The sequence below is a fragment of the Rhizobium sp. CCGE 510 genome, from assembly GCF_000292525.1.
Lineage (GTDB): Bacteria > Pseudomonadota > Alphaproteobacteria > Rhizobiales > Rhizobiaceae > Rhizobium.
In genome coordinates, this window is record NZ_AEYF01000045.1 from 326,860 (window position 1) to 348,127 (window position 21,268).

General features: G+C 63.6%; 18 protein-coding genes. 8 read left to right on the forward strand and 10 right to left on the reverse strand.

Going from position 1 to position 21,268, the window contains the following annotated elements:
* Positions 1–2: 2 nt before the first annotated feature.
* A complete protein-coding gene (locus RCCGE510_RS25645; protein WP_007634811.1) occupies positions 3–1,202 on the reverse strand; it encodes an acetyl-CoA C-acyltransferase in 1,200 nt (399 codons plus the stop codon).
* A gap of 20 nt (positions 1,203–1,222) precedes the next feature.
* Positions 1,223–1,990, reverse strand: a complete 768-nt coding sequence (locus RCCGE510_RS25650) for an SDR family NAD(P)-dependent oxidoreductase (protein ID WP_007634812.1) — start codon at positions 1,988–1,990, stop codon at positions 1,223–1,225.
* A gap of 133 nt (positions 1,991–2,123) precedes the next feature.
* Between RCCGE510_RS25650 and RCCGE510_RS25655 the strand changes: the two genes are divergently transcribed.
* Positions 2,124–3,149, forward strand: coding sequence for an AraC family transcriptional regulator (locus tag RCCGE510_RS25655; RefSeq protein WP_007634813.1), 1,026 nt, complete (start codon positions 2,124–2,126; stop codon positions 3,147–3,149).
* Here the strand turns inward: RCCGE510_RS25655 and RCCGE510_RS25660 are convergent.
* Both RCCGE510_RS25660 and RCCGE510_RS25665 read right to left on the reverse strand, forming a co-directional pair.
* Positions 3,133–3,552, reverse strand: a complete 420-nt coding sequence (locus RCCGE510_RS25660; RefSeq protein ID WP_007634815.1) for a hypothetical protein — start codon at positions 3,550–3,552, stop codon at positions 3,133–3,135. The genes RCCGE510_RS25655 and RCCGE510_RS25660 overlap by 17 nt on opposite strands.
* Positions 3,542–3,802: a type II toxin-antitoxin system prevent-host-death family antitoxin gene (locus tag RCCGE510_RS25665; protein ID WP_007634817.1), complete on the reverse strand. Its 261-nt coding sequence runs from the start codon at positions 3,800–3,802 to the stop codon at positions 3,542–3,544. The genes RCCGE510_RS25660 and RCCGE510_RS25665 overlap by 11 nt, the downstream gene beginning before the upstream one ends.
* A gap of 154 nt (positions 3,803–3,956) precedes the next feature.
* Here RCCGE510_RS25665 and RCCGE510_RS25670 point away from each other — a divergent pair, with 154 nt between their 5' ends.
* From RCCGE510_RS25670 to RCCGE510_RS25690, 5 genes are read left to right on the forward strand one after another with little or no spacing between them, the layout of a single operon-like run.
* A complete protein-coding gene (locus RCCGE510_RS25670; RefSeq protein ID WP_007634819.1) occupies positions 3,957–5,102 on the forward strand; it encodes an isovaleryl-CoA dehydrogenase in 1,146 nt (381 codons plus the stop codon).
* Entirely contained in the window at positions 5,099–6,709 is a 1,611-nt protein-coding gene (locus tag RCCGE510_RS25675; RefSeq protein ID WP_007634821.1) for a carboxyl transferase domain-containing protein, read from the forward strand. The genes RCCGE510_RS25670 and RCCGE510_RS25675 overlap by 4 nt, the downstream gene beginning before the upstream one ends.
* Positions 6,710–6,716: 7 nt before the next feature.
* Complete coding sequence (locus RCCGE510_RS25680) at positions 6,717–8,582, forward strand: acetyl/propionyl/methylcrotonyl-CoA carboxylase subunit alpha (RefSeq protein ID WP_007634822.1); 1,866 nt, start codon at positions 6,717–6,719, stop codon at positions 8,580–8,582.
* The gene (locus tag RCCGE510_RS25685; protein ID WP_007634824.1) at positions 8,582–9,034 is read left to right on the forward strand and encodes a MaoC family dehydratase; all 453 of its coding nucleotides are present in this window, start codon (positions 8,582–8,584) and stop codon (positions 9,032–9,034) included. Before RCCGE510_RS25680 ends, RCCGE510_RS25685 begins: the two co-directional genes overlap by 1 nt.
* Complete coding sequence (locus RCCGE510_RS25690) at positions 9,031–9,867, forward strand: CoA ester lyase (protein ID WP_007634826.1); 837 nt, start codon at positions 9,031–9,033, stop codon at positions 9,865–9,867. The genes RCCGE510_RS25685 and RCCGE510_RS25690 overlap by 4 nt, the downstream gene beginning before the upstream one ends.
* A gap of 5 nt (positions 9,868–9,872) precedes the next feature.
* Here the strand turns inward: RCCGE510_RS25690 and RCCGE510_RS25695 are convergent, their stop codons facing one another.
* From RCCGE510_RS25695 to RCCGE510_RS25705, 3 genes are all read right to left on the reverse strand, one after another.
* The gene (locus tag RCCGE510_RS25695) at positions 9,873–11,324 is read right to left on the reverse strand and encodes an efflux transporter outer membrane subunit (protein WP_037079701.1); all 1,452 of its coding nucleotides are present in this window, start codon (positions 11,322–11,324) and stop codon (positions 9,873–9,875) included.
* Between the two features lie 116 nt (positions 11,325–11,440).
* Positions 11,441–12,730: a HAMP domain-containing sensor histidine kinase gene (locus tag RCCGE510_RS25700; RefSeq protein ID WP_007634834.1), complete on the reverse strand. Its 1,290-nt coding sequence runs from the start codon at positions 12,728–12,730 to the stop codon at positions 11,441–11,443.
* 2 nt (positions 12,731–12,732) lie between these two features.
* The gene (locus tag RCCGE510_RS25705) at positions 12,733–13,419 is read right to left on the reverse strand and encodes a response regulator (protein WP_007634835.1); all 687 of its coding nucleotides are present in this window, start codon (positions 13,417–13,419) and stop codon (positions 12,733–12,735) included.
* A 206-nt stretch (positions 13,420–13,625) separates the two neighbouring features.
* Here RCCGE510_RS25705 and RCCGE510_RS25710 point away from each other — a divergent pair, with 206 nt between their 5' ends.
* Entirely contained in the window at positions 13,626–14,726 is a 1,101-nt protein-coding gene (locus tag RCCGE510_RS25710; protein WP_192815348.1) for an efflux RND transporter periplasmic adaptor subunit, read from the forward strand.
* Positions 14,726–17,878: an efflux RND transporter permease subunit gene (locus tag RCCGE510_RS25715; RefSeq protein WP_007634839.1), complete on the forward strand. Its 3,153-nt coding sequence runs from the start codon at positions 14,726–14,728 to the stop codon at positions 17,876–17,878. The genes RCCGE510_RS25710 and RCCGE510_RS25715 overlap by 1 nt, the downstream gene beginning before the upstream one ends.
* 113 nt (positions 17,879–17,991) lie before the next feature.
* Here RCCGE510_RS25715 and RCCGE510_RS25720 read toward each other — a convergent pair whose 3' ends face one another.
* From RCCGE510_RS25720 to RCCGE510_RS25730, 3 genes are read right to left on the reverse strand one after another with little or no spacing between them, the layout of a single operon-like run.
* Positions 17,992–19,419, reverse strand: coding sequence for a mandelate racemase (locus RCCGE510_RS25720; RefSeq protein WP_037079704.1), 1,428 nt, complete (start codon positions 19,417–19,419; stop codon positions 17,992–17,994).
* On the reverse strand, positions 19,416–20,432 hold the full coding sequence (locus RCCGE510_RS25725) for a hydroxyacid dehydrogenase (protein ID WP_007634842.1): 1,017 nt from the start codon (positions 20,430–20,432) through the stop codon (positions 19,416–19,418). Before RCCGE510_RS25725 ends, RCCGE510_RS25720 begins: the two co-directional genes overlap by 4 nt.
* A 4-nt stretch (positions 20,433–20,436) precedes the next feature.
* Positions 20,437–21,255 carry a TIM barrel protein gene (locus RCCGE510_RS25730; protein ID WP_007634844.1) on the reverse strand — a complete coding sequence of 273 codons (819 nt, stop codon included), beginning with the start codon at positions 21,253–21,255 and terminating at the stop codon, positions 20,437–20,439.
* Between the last annotated feature and the right edge of the window lie 13 nt (positions 21,256–21,268).

The window sequence follows — 21,268 nt, forward strand, 5'->3', positions numbered from 1 at the left end:
GTTCAACCTCTCGCCTCGTGCCGCTCGATGGCGATGGCCGTCGCCTCGCCGCCGCCAATGCAGAGTGCCGCCATGCCGCGCTTCAGGTCGTATCGCTGCAGCGCCGAAAGCAGCGTCACCAATATCCGGGCTCCCGATGCGCCGATCGGATGGCCGAGCGCACAGGCGCCGCCATGCACATTCACCTTCTCATGCGGCAGGTCGAGATCGCGCATCGCCGCCATCGCGACGACGGCAAAAGCTTCGTTGATTTCGAAGAGATCGACGTCCGAGAGCGCCAGGCCGGTCCGGTCGGAGAGCTTCTGCAGCGCGCCGATCGGCGCGGTGGCGAATAGATTGGGCGCCTGCGAATGGGTGGCATGGCCGAGAATGGTGGCGAGCGGTTCGAGGCCGCGATACTCCGCCTCGGAACGGCGCATCAGCACAAGGGCTGCCGCGCCATCGGAAATCGAGCTGGAATTGGCGGCGGTCACTGTGCCGCCGTCGCGGAAGGCGGGCTTCAGCGTCGGGATCTTGTCGAACCTGGCCTTGCCGGGTTGTTCGTCGCGGCTCGCCACCTGCTCGCTCTTCCCCGACTTCAGCCTGACCGGCACGATCTCGCTTTCGAAACCGCCGTCCGCAATTGCTTTCTGCGCCCGCGTCAGAGAGGCGATGGCGTAGTTGTCCTGCGCCTCGCGCGTGAACTGATAGGCCTCGGCGCAATCCTCCGCGAAGCTGCCCATCAAGCGCCCCTTGTCATAAGCATCCTCCAGCCCGTCGAGGAACATGTGATCCACGACCCGCCCATGGCCAAGCCTGTAGCCGGCACGGGCTCGATCAAGGAGATAGGGCGCATTGGTCATGCTTTCCATGCCGCCTGCGACCGCCACCGAAGCATTGCCGGCGGCGATCAGGTCATGCGCCATCATCACCGCCTTCATGCCCGAGCCACACATCTTGTTGACGGTGCTGGCCGCAGTCGCAAACGGCAGGCCGGCATGGATGGCCGCCTGGCGGGCCGGCGCCTGCCCCTGCCCCGCCGGCAGCACACAGCCGAAGATGACCTCCTCGATCGCCTCGGCCTCGACGCGGCTGCGCTCAAGTGCTGCGCGGATTGCCGCTGCTCCGAGTTTGGGTGCTGTCGCCTCCTTCAGCTCTCCCTGAAAGCTGCCGATCGGGGTGCGCGCCGCACCGACGATAACGATGGGGTCCTGCAAAGCCATCTTTCCTCCTCGGGCGACGCTCACCGCGCACCCATCCGCAATGCGCCGTCGAGGCGGATGACCTCGCCGTTCAGCATGTTGTTTTCAAAGATATGGCGCACCAGCCCGGCAAATTCCGCCGGCCGGCCGAGCCGCGGCGGAAAGGGCACGCTTTTGCCGAGGGCGGCCTGCACCTCGGCCGGCATATCAGCCATCATCGGTGTCTCGAAAATCCCGGGCGCGATCGAGACGACGCGAATGCCGTAGCGGGCAAGCTCGCGGGCAACCGGCAAGGTCATCGCCGCCACGCCGCCCTTGGAGGCGGCATAGGCCGCCTGGCCGATCTGTCCATCGAAGGCGGCAACCGAGGCCGTATTGACGATGACGCCGCGTTCGCCTTCCGCATCCGGCTCCGCGTTCTGAATTGCAGCAGCGGCAAGCCGGATCATGTTGAAGGTGCCAATGAGATTGATGCCGATCGTGCGGGCAAAACTCTCCAGCCGGTGCGGTCCATCGCGGCCGATCACCTTTTCGGCTGGCGCGACACCGGCGCAATTCACTAGGCCGCGCAAGCCGCCGAAAGCCTCGACCGCCGCGGCAACTACTGCTGCTCCCGCCTCGCCATCGGTCACATCCGCCTGGATGAAGCGGACATCGCGCCCAAATTGCCGGGCAATCTCTTCGCCCGCTTGCCGATTGAGGTCAGCAATCGTCACGCGCCCGCCCGCCTCGACCAGCGCGCGCACCGTTGCCGCGCCGAGCCCGGAGCCGCCGCCGGTCACGATGAAACTTGCACCTGGGATTAGCATGAACCTGTTCCTCCCGCCGCCGCGCCGTCCTCCAGGCACAACCGGCAGCCGCGATTCTATTCGCTCCACCTATTGCAAGCGATGACAGAACTGCTCCATTATATCGGCCAGTTTTGCCATAGCGGGGATTGACATGGCCGAGATCGAGCGACGCATGATCGCGCCGGGTTTCGTGGAGGAAGCGCTCGACAGCCTGCGGCGGTTGGGCAAGCCGACGGCGGCGATCCTTGCCCGCGTCAACCTTCCGCCTGTCATCGACCAGCCGGTTTCGGCGGAGACCTATGGCGCGCTCTGGCTGGCGATCGCTGCCGAACTCGACGACGAATTCTTCGGCATGGGCGCCCGGCCGATGCGCAGCGGCAGCTTCACCCTGCTTTGCCATTGCGTGCTGCATGCACCGACGCTCGGTCAGGCGCTCCGCCGGGCGCTGCGCTTTCTCGATGTCGTGCTCGACGATCCCCGAGGACGGCTGGTCGTCCGCGACGGCATGGCTGAGGTCGAGCTCAGCGATGCCGGCGCCCCGCGTTCGGCCTTCGCCTACCGCACCTACTGGATCATCCTGCACGGCATCATTTGCTGGCTGGTCGGCCGGCGCATCCCGATCAAGCTCGTCGATTTCCGCTGCGCCGAGCCCCGCCAAGGCGCCGACTACCAGCTCTTCTTCGGAGCACCCGTGCGGTTTTCTCAAGCCATCAGCCGGCTCGGCTTCGACAGCGCCCTGCTCAACCTGCCAATTTCACGCAGCGAACAGGCACTCAAACAGTTCCTGCGCGGCTCGCCCGCCAATATTCTGGTGCGCTATCGTTACGATGCCGGCATCGCCGCCGCCGTCCGCCGGCGCTTGAACCTGGCAACGCCCTATGCCTGGACGAACTTCGCCAAGCTCGCCGCCGATATGCGGATGCCGCCCTCGACGCTCCGCCACCGTCTGCACGACGAGGGGCAAAGCTATGCCGCCATCAAGGACGACATCCGCCGCGACCTTGCCGTCGAACTGCTGCTGAGCACATCGAACACCATCGGCGAGATCGCCGTGCAGCTCGGCTATTCCGAACCCAGCGCCTTCTTTCGGGCCTTCCGGAAATGGATGGGCAAGAGCCCCGAGGCTTTTCGGCGGGAGGAAGCGGAAAATCGAAGCTATGTCAGTCGAACCGTTTGACGCGACCCGACTGGCTTCGCGCTTTCGCGAACGTGGCGGCAATCTTCATAACGAAGGATTTGCTGAAGCGACCAAGAGCCTCCTGATGAGGCTCGATGTACCAGGACTGCTCGATAATATCGTAATTATATTCGTCTACGACGATCCAGCTCTGATTGAGATCACCAAGACCGGCACGCCGGCGCTCGATATCAGGAATTTCCAGAGCAACCCTCCCCGCCTGCGGCGGCTGCGTTGTGATTGCCAGAAGCACAAGGTGCGTATTTCCATCGCTTGCACTGCGGATTGCGACAACGACACAAACTGGCCGTTGTTTGCGCCCTTCGGTCTCGCCACGTTGCTGCTGCCATGCCCAGAGATAGGGATAGGACACCACGTCCCCGGGGCGAAACTCATGGCTCATCGTCGTAGCCTTCACCCTTCGCCAGCCGCTCGATCGCCTCGCCGAACAACTCGGCATGTTCGTCCGGCATCTCCGAAAGATGATGAGCACGACGCGGGTCCTTGCCGTTGCGCATGCGCTCGTAATGTTCATAGCTCATCAGCACGAAACGCGGCTTGTTATGTCGAGTGAGAATGATCGGCTCCCGGCTTGCAGCATCGGTGACGTCGCCGACCTGCTTGTTGAGATCCCCTGTCGTGAACTGTCGCATGATATAAACTCCGACTTTATTTCCATATATTCCATATTTTCCATATTTTCAAGAAAACAGCACAGCTTCGATAGAAGGCTCTCATCCGCATCCAAATCAGAGACACTTTGAACCTGCCGCAACCCGCGCTACATATTTCAGCGGGAGGAGTGCCATGTTTGATTTTTCGCTCGGCGACACCGCGGACGCGATCCGTGAAACGACGGCGCGGTTTGCCGCCGATCATATTGCTCCGCTGGCCGCGGAGATCGACGAAAGCAACACGTTTCCGCGCCAGCTCTGGCCTGAAATGGGCGCGCTCGGCCTGCATGGGATCACCGTCGAGGAAGAATTCGGCGGTGCTGGTCTCGGTTATCTCGAGCATGTCGTCGCCATGGAGGAGGTTTCCCGTGCCTCAGCCTCCGTCGGCTTGAGTTACGGCGCCCATTCCAATCTCTGCGTCAACCAAATCCGCCGCTGGGCCGCGCCGGAGCAGAAACGCCGCTATCTGCCGAAGCTGATCTCCGGCGAACATGTCGGCGCGCTTGCGATGTCCGAGGCCAGTGCCGGTTCCGATGTCGTCTCCATGCGGCTACGTGCCGAGCAAAAGGGCGACCGCTACATCCTGAACGGCACCAAGTTCTGGATCACCAACGCGCCGCATGCCGACGTGCTCGTCGTCTATGCCAAGACCGATCCCGCCGCCGGCGCGAAAGGCATTTCCGCCTTCATCGTCGAAAAAGGCCTGCCCGGCTTCAGCGTCTCGAAAAAGCTATCCAAGCTCGGCATGCGCGGCAGCGACACGGCCGAACTGGTCTTTCAGGATTGCGAGGTGCCAGCCGAGGCGCTGATGGGCCGGGAGGGGGAAGGCGTGAAGATCCTGATGTCCGGTCTCGATTACGAACGCGCCGTGCTTGCCGGCGGTCCGCTCGGCATCATGCAGGCCTGCCTCGATGTCGTGCTGCCCTATGTGCGCGACCGCAAGCAGTTCGGCAAACCGATCGGCGATTTCCAGCTGATGCAGGCCAAGATCGCCGATATGTATGTCGCGCTGAATTCGGCGCGCGCCTATGTCTATTCCGTCGCCCGCGCCTGCGATGCCGGCCGCGCGACGCGCACGGATGCGGCGGCCGCGATCCTTTTTGCCAGCGAGAATGCCGTCAAGGTTTCGCTCGAGGCGATCCAGGCGCTCGGCGGCGCCGGCTATACCAAGGAATGGCCGGTCGAACGCTTTTTGCGCGATGCCAAGCTCTACGACATCGGCGCCGGCACCAATGAGATCCGCCGTTACCTGATCGGCCGGGAGCTTGTTGCATCATGACGGTGATTTCGACTGTGATCGACAGCGACAGCGACAGCTTCAAAGCCAATGCCGGCAAGAACAAGGCCCTGATCGACGAGTTGCACGAGCGTTCGGCGAAGGCGCGCCAAGGCGGATCGCAAGCAGCGCGCGAGCGCCATACCGGCAAGGGCAAGCTCCTGCCGCGCGACCGCATCCAGTTGCTGATCGATGCCGGCAGCCCGTTCCTGGAGATCGGCACGCTGGCGGCCAACGGCATGTATGGCGATGAGGCGCCGGGCGCCGGCATCATATCAGGCATCGGCCGCGTTTGCGGCCGCGAGGTGATGATCGTCGCCAATGACGCAACGGTGAAGGGCGGCGCCTACTACCCCCTGACGGTGAAGAAACATCTGCGGGCGCAGGAAATCGCCCTGCAGAACCGGCTGCCCTGCCTCTATCTGGTCGACAGCGGCGGCGCCAATCTTCCGCATCAGGCCGAGGTCTTTCCCGACCGCGACCATTTCGGCGCGATCTTCTACAACCAGGCCCAGATGTCGGCGGAAGGCATTCCGCAGATTGCCTGCGTGATGGGGAGCTGCACCGCCGGCGGCGCCTATGTGCCGGCCATGTCCGACGAAACGGTCATCGTGCGCAATCAAGGCACGATCTTCCTCGCCGGCCCGCCGCTGGTCAAAGCTGCCACCGGTGAGATCATCTCGGCCGAAGAGCTCGGCGGCGCCGAGACCCACGGCCGCCGCTCCGGCGTCGTCGATCATGTCGCCGAAAACGACGAACATGCGCTGCTGCTGATGCGCGATATTGCAGCAACCCTCAACAGCGTGAAATCAATCGATATCGACATCACGCCGCCGCGGCGGCCGAAACTCGATCCGGAAGATCTCTGCGGCCTCATTCCGGACGACCTGCGCTCGCCCTATGACGTGCGCGAGGTGATCGGCCGGATCGTCGATGGCTCGGAACTGCACGAGTTCAAACCGCTTTACGGCGCCACGCTGGTCTGCGGCTTCGCCCGCATCTGGGGCATGCCGGTCGCCATCATCGCCAATAACGGCGTGCTGTTTTCCGAAAGCGCGCTGAAGGGCGCGCATTTCATCGAACTCGCCTGCCAGCGCCGCGTGCCGCTGCTCTTCCTGCAGAATATCTCCGGCTTCATGGTCGGCGGCCGTTACGAGGCCGGCGGCATCGCCAAGGACGGGGCAAAGCTGGTGACGGCGGTGGCGACCGCCACCGTGCCGAAAGTCACCGTCATCATCGGCGGCAGCTTCGGCGCCGGCAATTACGGCATGTGCGGCCGCGCCTATCGACCGCGCTTCCTTTTCACCTGGCCAAACAGCCGCATCAGCGTCATGGGCGGCGAACAGGCAGCCTCGGTGCTCGCCACCATCCGCCGCGATGCGATGGAGGCGCGTGGAGAGGACTGGCCGGCCGACGAGGAAGAGGCTTTCAAAGCGCCGATCCGCGCCGGCTACGAGGCGGAGGGCAACCCCTATTATGCGACGGCCCGCCTCTGGGACGACGGCATTATCGACCCGCGCCAGACCCGAGATGTACTCGGCCTTGCCTTTTCCGCCTGCCTGAATGCGCCGATCCCGAAAGGGCCGCGCTTCGGCCTGTTCAGGATGTGAGGCGGCCATGATGGAAAGTCTTCTCATTGCCAACAGGGGCGAGATCGCCCGCCGCATCATCCGCACCGCCAAGCTGCTCGGCATCCGCACGATCGCCGTCTATTCCGAGGCAGATGCCGGCCTGCCCTTCGTCAGCGAAGCGGACGAGGCGATCGCCATCGGCCCGCCGGCGGCCCACGAAAGCTACCTCTCGCAGCAACGCATCCTCGAGGCCGCCCGGAAAACCGGCGCCGCCGCTATCCATCCCGGTTACGGGTTCTTGTCGGAAAATGCCGAATTTGCCGAAGCGGTGGAAAGTGCCGGCATCGTCTGGGTCGGCGCCCCTCCGGCCGCCATCCGCGCCATGGGGCTCAAGGACGCCGCGAAAGAATTGATGCAGGCGGCAGGCGTCCCCGTCACCCCCGGTTATCTCGGCCCGGACCAGAGCGAAGAGCGGCTGGCGTCCGAGGCCGATGCCATCGGTTATCCGGTGCTGATCAAGGCCGTTGCTGGCGGCGGCGGCAAGGGCATGCGCCGCGTCGACCGCCCGCAGTATTTCGCCGAGCTTCTCGCTTCCTGCCGCCGTGAGGCCGCCGCCTCCTTCGGCGACGACCGCGTTCTGATCGAACGTTATATCGCCAATCCACGCCATATCGAGGTGCAGATCTTTGCCGACAAGGTCGGGAATTGCGTTCATCTCTTCGAACGCGATTGTTCGCTGCAGCGCCGTCACCAGAAAGTCATCGAGGAGGCCCCCGCCCCCGGCCTCGATACCGCCACCCGGGCAGCGATCTGCGATGCGGCGGTGAAGGCCGCAAGAGCGGTAAACTATGTTGGCGCCGGCACCATCGAATTCATCGCCGATGCCTCCTCCGGCCTCAATCCCGATCGCATCTGGTTCATGGAGATGAACACGCGGCTGCAGGTGGAACACCCGGTCACCGAAGCCATAACAGGCGAGGATCTGGTGCTCTGGCAGCTGAAGGTCGCCAGCGGCGAGCCCTTGCCGAAAAGCCAGGACGAGATTGTTATCAACGGCTGGGCCTTCGAGGCCCGGCTTTATGCCGAAAATCCCGCCGCCGGCTACCTGCCCTCGACCGGCCGGCTCGACCATCTCAAGCTGCCGAAAACGGTCCGCGTCGACAGCGGCGTCGATGAGGGCGATGAGATCACCGCCTTCTACGATCCGATGATCGCCAAGATCATTGCGCATGGGCCGAACCGCGGCGCGGCACTGTCGAAACTCGCCGCCGCCTGTGGCGGCATCGAGGTCTGGCCGGTCCGATCGAATGCCGGCCTTCTCGCCCGCATCGCCGTCGACCCGGATTTTCGCGCCACACGGATCGATACCGGCTTCCTCGACCGTCACGGTGAAAGCCTTCTGGCGACTGAGCCTGATGAAACCGTGATCGACAGCGCGGCCACCGCGCTTGCAAAGAGCGCGTCTGATGAGCCTTGGTCCGCCCTCACCGGCTTTCGCGTCGCTGGGCCGAGCGACAGCCGCGTCCGGGTACGCGTCGGCGGCCACCTCTATTGGGGGGGGGTGCGCCCCGACCTCGAAGCAAAGACCATCGAGACGGACGAGACGACGGTGCTTTTCGACGCCGGCAACGCCTGGCCGATCAGCCTGCCCGTCGCAAGCGAGGTCGAGGCAAGCCACGGCGTGGGTGATGGCGCCATCCTGTCGCCCATGCCCGGCCTGGTCATTTCCGTGGATGTGGCCGAAGGCGACTCGGTCGCCAAGGGGGACCGTCTGCTGACGGTCGAAGCCATGAAAATGGAACATTCGCTGCGGGCCCCCTTCGACGGCATCGTCGGAAAACTGCAGGTTTCTCCCGGCATCAGGGTCTCGGAAAACCAACTGGTGGCCAGCGTCATGAAGGAGCAGGATTGATGGCCGGTCGCTACTTCGACGAATGGACGGTCGGCGATCGCATCGCCCACGCAATCCGCCGAACGGTCACCGAGACCGACAACCTGCTGTTTTCGACGCTCTCCCACAATCCGCAGCCGCTACACCTCGATGCCGTGTATGCGGCCGGCACCGAATTCGGCCGGATCGTCGTCAACGGCACCTTCACTTTCGCGCTGACCGTTGGCCTTTCGGTCGGCGACACCACGCTCGGCACGCTTGTCGCCAATCTCGGCTACGACAAGGTGACGATGCCGAAACCGGTCTTCATCGGCGACACACTTAGGGTGGAAACCGAGGTGACGGAGCTGCGCCGCTCGAATTCCCGCCCCGATGCCGGCATCGTCAGCTTTCGGCACATCACCCTCAACCAGCGCGATGAGATCGTCTGTCAGTGCCTGCGCACCGCGATGCTGAAGGTGAAACCGTCATGAGGCTGCGCTCGCTGCTCTTCGTGCCAGGCGACCGGCCGGAACGTTTCGAAAAAGCGCTCGCCTCGGGTGCCGATGCCGTCATTCTCGATCTGGAAGATTCGGTTTCGCCTGTGAATAAGCCAATAGCGCGCGCGAGCGTGCACGAATTTGCCCAAAGCCATTCCGGCGAAACCGCTCTCCTAATCCGCATCAACCCCCTCACCTCTCCGGCATTCGAGGACGACCTTGCCGCTCTGAGCGGCCTTCATCCTTTCGCGATCGTGCTGCCGAAGGCCGAGGGCGCGGCTTCCGTGCGCAAACTCGCAGCCTCGCTGACGTCTGCCTTTCCCATTTTGCCGATCGCGACCGAAACGCCGGCGGCAATCTTCGAGATCGGCAGTTATCGGGAGGTTTCCACCAGCCTCTGCGGGCTGACCTGGGGTGCCGAGGATCTGCCCGCCGCGATGGGGGCCACGACCGCGCGGAGGACGGATGGCCGTTATACGCCACCTTACGAGCTTGCTCGCTCGCTCACCCTATTCGCAGCCCATGCCGCCGCCGTCCCCGCAATCGAAACCGTCTATCCCGATTTCCACGATCTCAAAGGTCTGAGCGCCTATCTCGGCCGCGCCCGGCGCGACGGCTTTTCCGGCATGATGGCCATCCATCCGAGCCAGATCGAAACGATCAATCACGCCTTTACGCCGGATGCATCCGAGATCGCCTGGGCCAAGAAAGTCGCCGCCGCCTTTGCCGCCAGTCCCGACGCCGGCGTCATCCAGCTGGATGGCCGCATGCTCGACCTACCGCATCTCAAGCTCGCGCTGCGCATTCTGGGGAGCGTCGGACGGTAGGCCAATTAGCCCGACTTTGCGGTTGGCTTGGAGGCGGCGTGCTCCGGCTCGAGGTAACCGGCACCGATGGCGACATAGAGGTCCACATAATCCTTGGCGACCTGCTGTACCGTGGCGGCAAGGCTTGCCTCGGCATCGGAGACCGAACGCTGCGCGTCGAGGATATCGAGCAGCGACGAAGCGCCATCCTTGTAGCTCGTGGTCGAAAGCGCCAGCGATTCCTGCGCCGTCTGTACCTGCCGGCGCAGTGGCTCCAGCGTCTGCGTGTCGCGCCGAACAGCCGACAGTGCGTTTTCGACCTCTTCGACGCCGTTCAGCACCGCCGCTTTCCAGGCAAGATATTGGGTCTTCGCATCGGATTTCTCGACATCGACATTCGCCCGCAATGTACCGCCATCGAAGATCGGCAGGCTGAGGGACGGGCCGAAAGACCAGTTGGTGAGGCTTGCGCCGCTGGCGCCCGACGATTTGACCCAGCTCGGCGAGATCGAACCGGAGAGCGAGATCGACGGGTAGAGCTGGGCTTCGGCTGCGCCGATATTGGCAACGGCCGCCGCCAGCTCGCGTTCCGCCTTGCGGATATCCGGACGGTTGCGGATGAGATCGGCCGGAATGCCGGCGCGAATGTCGCCGCGGAAAACCGGTTGGCCGGCACTCTTCTTCAGCTCGTCCACCAGCGAGGATGCCGGCATCCCGAGCAGCGTGGCGATGTGGTGGGCCGACTCCGTGAAGCTCTTTTCCAGGCCGGGAATATCGGCCTTCGTCGACTGCACCAGGCCCTCGGCCTGAACGACATCGAGGCGGGAGGCCGCACCGGCTTTCAGCTGCAGCTGCGTCAGTTCGTAAGTCTGCTGGCGGGATTTCACACTCGCTTGGGAAAGCGCGATGCGCTCCTGGTAGTAGCGGGCGTCGATATAACTCTCGACGAGATCTTTGAGGAAAGTGAGCTTGGCATTGTCGGCCGTCGCATAGGCCGCCCCCAGCGAGGCAATCGCGCTCTCCCTGGAGCGGCGATACTGGCCGAAAAAGTCGAGCAGCCAGGAGAGGCTGGCCTCGCCGCCTGATGTGTTCGTGGTGCCGACCGTCGTGCGGAGCTTGCCTTTCTCGCCGGATAGCGTGTGCGATGCGCCGACGGTCAGGCTCGGCAGGCCGCCGGCGCCGGCGACCGTGACGTTGGCCGCGGCCGAGTTGATGCTTTCGAGCGTCTGCAGCACATCGAGGTTCTCGCTAAGGCCATGGACCACCAGGCCGTCGAGCCGCTTGTCGCGAAAGGCCGTCCACCACTCAGCCGTCACGACATTGCCGTTGCTCTTGTCACCTCCCCCTGCGAATTTGGCAGGAAGCGGCATTTGCGGGGGAACGTGGTCCGGGCCGCTGACGCAGCCCGTCAGCAGAATTGTCAGTGCGGATGCAGCGTAGCGGAGGGATGATAGTCTTGTGGGAAACGACGTACTCACGGGCGAGCCTTCTGAACCGGGATCGTGGGTTCAGGCTTAGCGATGCTAGCGTTAATGGCGGTTAAGAAACTGTAAAGTTGGGTAAAATTCGGCACCGCCTCGTCGGGCTATGCGGATCAGGTTTCATCACTGGCCGCGCCATGGGGCGTCGGCCGCCTCGGGAGCTCCAGGGTAATCGCCAGGCCGCCGGCCTCAGGCAATGATGCACGCACGCGCCCGCCATGGCGTTCGATCGCCTGCCTGCTGATGGCGAGACCCAGACCGTATCCGCCGCTCGGCACGGCGTCTTTCCCGCGGGAAAACGGCTGGAAGATGCGTTCGAGTTCGTCCCGGCCGACACCTGGCCCCTGATCCGTCACCAAGATCCTGAGGCAGTCGGCCGCCGCCTCGCAGGAGACGGTGACGCGCGAATGCTCCGCCGTGTACTTGACGGCATTGCGGACGATGTTTTCGAGCGCCCGGTAGATCAATTCACCTTCGACCTCGGCGCGGAAGATGCCGTCGATGCTCGGCGTGATCGCGACCTCGCGCGCCTGGGCTTCGAATACCGCGTCGCCGAGAATTTCGTTGAGGAGCTCGATGATGTCGAGGGTCTGCGTCTTCAGCGGCCGGCCGGATCCCGCCGTCAGCCTGGCAAGGGTCAGAACCTCGCCCACCAGCGTATCGAGCCGTTCGACCTCCCGGTCCATACGGTCCAGCATGGCTGTAAGTTTGGCCGGGTTCTGCCGGAGCACGCCGACGGCCGCCTGCAGGCGGGACAAAGGCGAGCGCAATTCGTGGGAGACGTCATGGAATAGCCTCTGCTGCGCATCCTGGAGCTCCTGAAGCCGGGCGGCGCTGGAATCGAAATCATAGGCAAGTGCCGTGACTTCATCCTTTCGTCCGGCCATTTTATCGCCGATGCGGAAGTCTAAGCGGCCATGGGCAAGCGCGCTCAAACCGTCGCGCAGATGCACGACCGGACGAATGAGGTATCGGGCGAGCGCACCCGCCGCGATCGTGCTCGCGATCAGGATGGTGAACCACGGCATGAACGGGCCAAGGTCGTCGAAGGTGAAATTGGCCGGGGCCGACACGGAAAGCCGGTAACAGACCCCATCCTTCGGCACGGATCGGGTGGTGACCGTGTTCTTCTCGGCGCAGGCGTCGGCCTCCGCAGGCTTCGACAGGGTCAGGCCGAGCGGCTGCGTCTTCTCGCTCGTGGTCACGAAACGCCCGGCGGCGGCTTCGCCGTCTTCAACCAGAATGTTTGCAGTCAGGTTCAACACGAGCGTCCGCCGCTCCTGGTCCAACTCGCTTGCGAAGGGAACCGCCTGAAGGAGTTTGACGGTGAGGATAATGACAGCAAGGCTTGCCGCCAGTGTCAGCCAGATGATCCTGAAGAATTTCCAGAAAAGCCGGGGCATGATCAGTCCACGAGAAGTTGATAGCCCTGGCCGCGGACGGACTGGATCCAGGATTGCCCGTCCTCCCGCAGCCCGAGTTTCTGGCGAACGCTGCTGATATGGACGTCGATACGGCGGTCGAACGGCGTGAGCGGCTTGCCGAAGGCGCGCTTCGAAATCTCCTGCTTCGACACCAGCTGGCCGGCGCTGCGGGCGAGAACCCCGAGCAGGCTGAATTCGGTGCCGGTCAACTCCAAGGTCTCGCCGCGCCATTCAGCGCTTCTGCTGCCGGAATGGAGCACGAGCTGTCCTCCCCTGATCGTGTCGGTCGATACACCGGCCGCCGGCTGACCGGCGCGGCGCAGGATAGCCCGCAGCCTCGCCGCCAATTCGCCCGGCGAACATGGTTTCGGCACATAGTCGTCGGCGCCGAGATTGAGGCCCGATATCCTGTCGACATCGTCGCCTCTTGCAGTCAGCATCAGAACCGGGACTTGGCTCAACTTCCTGATCCGCTGCAGAACCTCGATCCCGTTCATCCGGGGCATCATGATGTCGAGCACGATGATATCGACCGTATTGCCGGCGGCCGCGGCAATGGCGGCGCGGCCGTCCGTATCCGTTACGACATCATATCCTTCCTCGACCAGATATTCCTGCAGAAGCGTCGTCAGCTCGGCATCGTCGTCGATGAGGAGAACCTTGTTCATTCACGTTATCCGTCTTTAATCCCGGCAATCCATACAGCCAAACGCGCTCGCGCGGCCAAGTTTTACCTAACTTAACACCAACTTGACCGCACTTAACATTCGCCCCGTTACCTATTCTGCCATGACATCGACGCGAGCTGCGATCGGATTGCCGTGCATGAGCCGCAATCCGTCATCGAGCTGATCGCGGATCGGGAAAGGCAGCGATGCCTTTGACCACAAGGAGTGCATCGTTGAGAAAACCATCCAAACCATTCGCCGCCGCGTTCGTTGCGGTCGCGCTTTTCTTCCCCCTCCGCGATGCCGCAGCCGAGCAGGTGGCAGCTCCCGCTCTCACCGTCTCTCTGACGGCGCCGGCGCAGCGGAACTGGCCTGACACCGTTCCGGCGAGCGGATGGCTGAAACCCTGGCAGGACGCGGTCATTGCCTCAGAAACCAGCGGCCTGCGCATAACCGATGTCCTGGTCGATGTCGGCTCCGTGGTCACGAAGGGACAGACGCTCGTCCGGCTTTCCCAAGAAAGCGTGCTCGCCGATCTTCGCAAGCAGGAAGCCGCCGTCGAGACTGCCAAGGCAAGTCTTTCGAAGGCCAAGGCCAACGCCGATAGGGCGCGGCAGCTCCGACCCTCGGGCGCGCTTTCCGACGAGAAGATCGTCGAATATCTGGCCGACGAGCAGACGGCGACGGCAAGCCTCGCCTCTGAAGAGGCGGCACTCGACAGCGAAAAGATCAAGCTTGCGCAGACCACCATTACTGCCGTCGACGACGGTCTCATAACGTCCCGGTCCGCCAATCTCGGCGCTGTCGTCTCCGCCGGCACCGAGCTGTTCCGCATGGTTCGCCAGCAGCGGGTCGAATGGCAGGCGGAAGTTTCAGCCCGTTACCTCCCACGCATTTCGGAAGGTTTGAGCGTCAAGATCAGCGGACCGGACGGCCATGCCATTGACGGCAAGGTGAGACTTGTCGGGCCGTCGGTCAGCACCGATACCAGCCGGGCAATCGTCTATGTGGCGCTTCCCGCAGACGTCCGTCCGCGCACCGGCCTCTATGTCACCGGCAATATCGAACTGCAGACCTCTCCGGCGCTGACCGTTCCCGAGACGGCGATCGTGTTCCGGGACGGCATCAGTTACCTCTTCACTTCAGGTGAGGATCAGCGGGTGCAAAAGGTCAGGGTGGAAACCGGCCGCCGCAACAATGGCGAGGTGGAAATCGTCTCCGGCATCGATCGCTCGTCGAAGGTGGTGAGCTCAGGCGGCGCGTTCCTGTCGGACAACGACCTCGTTAAGATTGCGGAGACAAACTGATGAACTTCTCAGCCTGGTCGATCCGCAATCCCGTACCGGCGATATTGCTGTTTGTGATGCTGACAGTCGGTGGGCTCTTGGCCTTCAAGCAGCTGCCGATCCAGAATTTCCCCGACATGGACCTTCCCACGATCAACGTCACCGCTACGCTCGACGGCGCGGCGCCGACGCAGCTCGAAACCGAGGTGGCCCGGAAGATCGAGGATAGTCTTGCCGCCCTTAGCTATCTCGACCATATCACCACGACGATCACGGACGGCACCGTTTCGACCAAGGTGTCCTTCAAGCTGGAAAAAGACAGCGAAACTGCCCTGAACGAAGTCCGCAATGCCGTCGACAGCGTCAAGGGCGATCTGCCGGCGCAGATAGAGACGCCGAGCGTCAGCAAGGTCACCGTACAGAGTTCCGCGCTGGTCACCTATGCCATTCGCTCGACCGCTCTCAACGAGACCGAACTTTCCTGGTTTGTCGACAATGATCTGACCAAGGCGCTGCTGTCGGTGTCCGGTGTCGGTCAAGTCAACCGCATCGGCGGGATCGACCGTGAGGTTCATGTGGATCTCGATCCCGCGACCATGGCGTCGCTGGGTGTCACCGCCGCCACCGTGTCGTCGCAACTAAAGGCAGTGCAGACGGATATATCGGGCGGGCTTGGCGAAATCGGCGGCACCCGCCAGACTTTGCGCACGCTCGGCGCCCTGCCATCGGTCGAAGCTCTAAAGGGGCTCAAAATCTCTTTGGCGAACGGCCAGCAGGTTCGCCTCGATGACGTCGCATCCATCACTGACAGCTTCGCCGAGCGCTCCTCGATGGCCTATCTCGACGGCAAGCCGGTGATCGCGGTCGAGATCAAGCGCTCGAACGGATTTTCCGACAGCGGCGTTGCCGCCGATGTCGACAAGGCGATCAAGCAGTTTGCCACCAAGCATTCCAACGTGCAGATCGACGAGGCTTACAGCACGATCGGCCCGATCATCGGCAACTACGATGGTTCGATGCACATGCTCTACGAAGGGGCGATCCTGGCGATCATCGTCGTCTGGCTTTTCCTTCGGGATTGGAGGGCGACGATCCTGTCGGCCGTGGCGCTGCCCCTGTCGGTCATACCGACCTTCCTTGTCATGTATTTCGCCGGCTTCAGCCTGAATATCGTCACGCTGCTTGCGCTGTCGCTGGTGGTCGGCATCCTCGTCGACGATGCCATCGTCGAGATCGAGAACATCGCCCGCCACCTGCAGATGGGCAAGCGGCCGGTCGACGCCGCCCTCGAAGCGGCCGACGAGATCGGACTTGCGGTCATTGCGACCACCTTCACGCTGGTCTCGGTCTTCCTGCCGACGGCCTTCATGAGCGGCATACCGGGCCTCATATTTCGCCAGTTCGGCATCACCGCCGCCGTCGCGGTGCTCGCCTCGCTTGTGGTCGCGCGCCTGCTGACGCCGATGATGGCCGGCTATTTCATGAAGGCGCATCCGACCGAGGAGAAGGATGGCCGGATCATGCGCGCCTATATCGCCATTGTGAAGGCCGCCATGAACCGCAGGAAAACCACGGTGGCCGTCACTGCCATCGTCGTGGCGCTCTCGCTTTCGACCATCCCCTTGTTGAAATCGGGCTTCCTGCCCGCGTCCGACGACGCGCGGACCCAGGTCACGCTGACCATGCAGCCGGGCGCCACCATCGAGCAGACGGATGCCACGGCCAGGAAGGCCGCCGATATCATCGGCAAGCTTCCCGACGTGACGCATGTCTTTTCAGCCGTCGGTTCGACGTCCTCGGGCGGCGGCCCCGACGCCAGCACCACCAGCGATGTCGGATCGGCGACGATCGTTGCCGTGCTGCCGCCCATCGACGAGCGCAATCGCAAGCAATCGGAAATCGAAAACGACATCCGACAGGCGCTCTCCGTCCTCCCTGGCGTGCGTGTGGAGGTCGGCGGAGGCGGCAATGGCACGAAGCTCGAGATCACGCTGGCGGGCGACGACGCAAACGTGCTCGACAGCGCCAGCACGGCGCTCGAGGAACAGCTCCGCTCGCTGCAGGGCATCGGAGCAGTGACGTCGACTGCGGCCAGACAGGCGCCCGAGATCCAGATCACACCCGACTTTGCGCGCAGCGCCGCACTCGGGGTAACGTCGAGCGCCGTCGCCGAGGCCGTGCGCGTGGCAACGAACGGAGAATATTCCTCCGACCTGCCGAAGCTCAACCTGCCTCAGCGGCAGATTCCCATCGTCGTCCGCTTCTCGCCCGAGACGCGCACCAATCTGGACGACATCAAGAACATGCGGGTGGCGGGAACGAACGGCAACGTCGATCTCGGATCGATCGCCGACGTGAGGATCGGCGGCAGCCCGTCGGAGATCGACCGCATCGACCGGATGCGCAACGTCATCCTTTCCGTCGAACTCAACGGCCGCATTCTCGGCGACGTCAACCGTGAGGCGCTGGCGTTGCCGGCGCTTCGTCATCTTCCCTCGGGCGTCACCCTGGTCAACCAGGGCGAACTTCAGCGCAGTTCGGAACTGTTCCAGAGCTTTGCGCTGGCAATGGCGATCGGCGTCTTCTGCATCTACGCGGTCCTCGTCCTGCTCTTCCACGATTTCCTGCAGCCGCTGACGCTTCTGATGGCTCTGCCGCTCTCTCTCGGCGGCGCGTTGGTGCCGCTGGTGCTGACCGGAACGAGCTTCTCCATGCCTGTTGTCATCGGCCTGCTCATGCTGATGGGCGTGGTGACGAAGAACTCCATCCTGCTCATCGAATATGCGATCATGTCGCGTCAGCGTGGCATGGCCAGGTTCGACGCCTTGGTGGATGCCTGCCACAAGCGCGCACGGCCGATCGTCATGACCACCATCGCCATGGCATGCGGCATGCTACCGGCCGCGCTCAGCCTGATGGGCGGGGATTCGAGCTTCCGCCAGCCGATGGCGATCGTGGTGATCGGCGGCGTGGCGATGTCGACGCTGCTCAGCCTCATCGTCATCCCCGTCATCTTCACCTTCGTCGATGATCTGGAACAGGTCCTCAAACGGCTGCTGCACCGGATCGGGCTGGCCCAGGACATCGCCGGAGATAAACCGCATGCGTCCAACGATCACGCGGCGATCGATTTCCAACCCGAGCAGTCAAGGCGAGGGCAAGGTCAGCGATGACCCACCAAACAACGGCCGGTGACGGCAACCTCTTCGGCCGCGTTCCTCTTCCCCGGAACAAGGCCGCGGGACGTATTCCCCCGCAGGCGGCCTCAAGCCGCCTGCGCGTCCTGCTATTCGTCGGATAGCGGCTTCATCGCTTCGAAATCGGGCAAGGCGCCGCTGGCATAGCCGATTGTCCCGAGCGAACCGATGGCAATCCGACCTTCTCGAATCGACAGCAACGGTCCGTCGGCGCCCTGCCCGTAGAGATCGGCATGGGCCGCGGCAAAGCGCGCTTTCTCCGCCTGCGGTGCCGCTTGCATGCCGGCCACATAGTGATGACCGTTGCGCTCGACGTGGGAGAGACCGAGAAGCGAGACCAGCGCCAGATCCTGCTGCACGGCAAGCCCGGCTTGGCACGTCAGATCCTCGCCCGAGAGGAACAACCCAGGCACCGTTCCTGTTTTGATGCGGATCGCCTTCAGCAGCGAACGGTAAATGCCCTTGCAGGTTTTCGAGGAGACCCCGGTATAGCCGAGCGCCCGGGCGCGGGCAAAGGCGCCATCGCCATCGTCGCTCTCGTCGATCAGGAACGGCGATTGCGCCACCAGATCCCCGAGCGGCGTTTCCATAGTGATCTCGCGCGAGAACGGCTGCTCGACAAAGGCAATGGCGGCGCGCAGCCTGGCCAGCTGGGGCATGGCCTCGATTTGCGCCAGCAAGGCGCCGAGCTGTTCGGCGGCGCCGAATTGTTCGTTGCCGTCGACCGTCACCCGGTAGTCGGGCAGGCGATCCAGCACGGCGGCAATCCGCGCCAGGCGGTCGATATCGGCATCGATCGTGCCCGAAAGCTTGATCTTGAACCAGCGATTGCCGTAGCGCGCGATCACCGCTTCGAGGCTCTGCGGCAGGCCGTCATCGACGGGATCGACAATCTCGCCCTCGGTGATCGGATCGAGAAGCCCGATCGTATGCCGGGCCGAGATCGAGCCGGCTGGGCGAAGGCCGGCAAGCACCGCAGAGGCGGCGTCGGCGTCGATGTCGCCCGGCAACAAGGGGCCGCCGATTCCGACGAGGTTTTGGCGCACCGCATCGAAAAAGGAAATGCCGGCAAGACGGCAATAGGCATCGAGTGCTGCGCGAGCGATAAGCGAAGGTCCGAAACCGGCGGCCAAAGGATTTCCGGGCAGGCGCCGCACGGTTTCCATCTCGTTCAGCCTTGCGGCGGCAAACAAGGTTGTCGGCGCGGAGGCCTCGAGCGACGCAGCCGCTGCGGTGCGGATCGAGCCGCGCAATTGATCGACATTCTGCGCCGGTGTCAGCGCCGGATTTTTGTCGAACCATTTCGGCACCATCATTTCGGCGGCAGCGCCGATGGCAGTTTTCCCCTCTTCATTCTCGACGCGCACCCTGAGAAAGGCCTGCGGCGCCTTTTCGAGCGTCGCCGCGCCGAAGCGGAATGGCAGGCGCAGGTTGATGTCGCGCTCGAAAGCGTCGATCTCGACGATCCTGACGCGCGGCGCCTTCACCGAACCTCCCGTGTTTCTGTCCATGCTCATGCCATCCGGTCGAGCATGGCGCGCGACACTTCGTGGTGAAGCGGTTCACGGCGGAGCAGCCGGCCTATCTCATCGACCATGGCCTGCCCCTGGGCGAGATGCGCCTCTTCGGTGTGGCCGGCGGCATGGGGTGAAATGGTGACATTGGTAAGCTGGGGGTCGCGGAACGGGCTATCCACAGCCAGCGGTTCATTGTCGAAAACATCGAGAGCTGCCTCGATGCGGCCGGACCGAATCTCGGCGAGCAGTGCCGCCTCATCGACCAGCTCTGCGCGCGCCGTGTTGATGAATAGCGCACCGGGGCGCAGCAGCGCCAGTTCGCGGACGCCGATCATCCGACGGGTTTCGGGCAGCACGGGCGCATGCAGCGAAATTACATCGCTTTGCTCAAGCATTTCATCCAATCCGGCCCTGACGACGCCGAGTGCGGCAGCCTCGCGGTCGTCAAGATAGGGGTCGACGACCAGCACCCGGCAGCCGAATGGAACGAGCAGGCGCATCACCGCCCGGCCGACATATCCGGCGCCGACGATGCCGACCGTTCTGGCGCCGAGCAATCTTTGCGGCACGGCGGCGCGAACGTCGAGCCACTCCCCGCCGCCACGCAATGCATGATGCAGCCGATGAATACCGCGCATGGCGAGAAGCGCTTCGGCAACGACAAATTCGGCAACCGAGGCGGCAATTTTCGAGGCGGCATGGCTGACGCGAAGGCCGTCATCGAACAGCCGCGCCGGGATCAGCGTGCGGATGCTGCCTGCCGAATGGGCCACGAGGACAAGTTGCGGATGGCGCTGCCGCGCGGCGGGATCGAAGGGCGGCGTACCCCATCCGGTCAGGCAGGCCGTCGCCCCTTGCAGCAGTTGGCCGACATCGCCTGTATCGATCGTGGCACCGGCCGGCCAGCGCACCGCGCCAAGGGCGTTCAACTGGGCAATCGCCGCATCGTCCAGCATCATCCGGCGGGTCTTTTCGGTCAAAAGGACGGCGATGACGGGAGCCTGTTTGTTCATGCTTCTATTCTTTCGCTGCGGCGACGAGGCGCCTGAGATGGGCAAGATCGGCGCGGGCCTTGTCGAGCGCCTGTTCCCGTGGAACCCGGTATTGGGAATGCATCGAGAGCACGCCGGCAAATCCGGTGGTCACCAGATGCGGGATGATGTCGTTCCAGGGGACCATACCGTCATCGAGCCCATACCAATCCGAGTGCCAGGCACGTTGGCTGTCGGCTCCGTAAGCGCCGGGAAACCAGCCGCAGTTCTTGACGCCCATGCAGCAGAACCACGGATCCAGAAGATCGAGGGTCAGACGCCAGTCCTCCGTTCCCTCGCGAATGAACTGATTGGCCGGGTCGGGATAGGCGCCGATCCTGGTAGGGTCGCGACCGGCCAGCAATTGCATCGCCAGCGCGCCCGAGGCGTGCAGCGTCCCGCCGTGAAGCTGGACCGTCAGCTTGACACCGAATTGATTTGCCAGGCGCTCGAAGCCGTCGAGATCACGCCGCGCCGCATCGACCTGCACCTGCCAGCGCCGCGACGGATCATAACGCCAGAAGCCAAGCCGGACCTGGCCAATGCCGGCCTCGGCGCAACAGGAAAGAAGCCGGGACGCGGCATCGTCGGGCCGTGTGGCGTCGATCGACGCCATCGGCGTGCGCAGGCCGGACGCGGCAAAGAGCTTGACGGCCTTGATGATCGCCTCCGGCCGGTCGGGGCAAACGGTGTGGCCATCGCGGACGAGGAGATCGGCACAGTCGAACCCTAGCTCCGCAGTGATCTCCGCCGCCGTCTCCAGCGGCAGGCCTTCCAGGGTTTTGGTGAAATAGGCGATATCCATGGATCAGATCCCA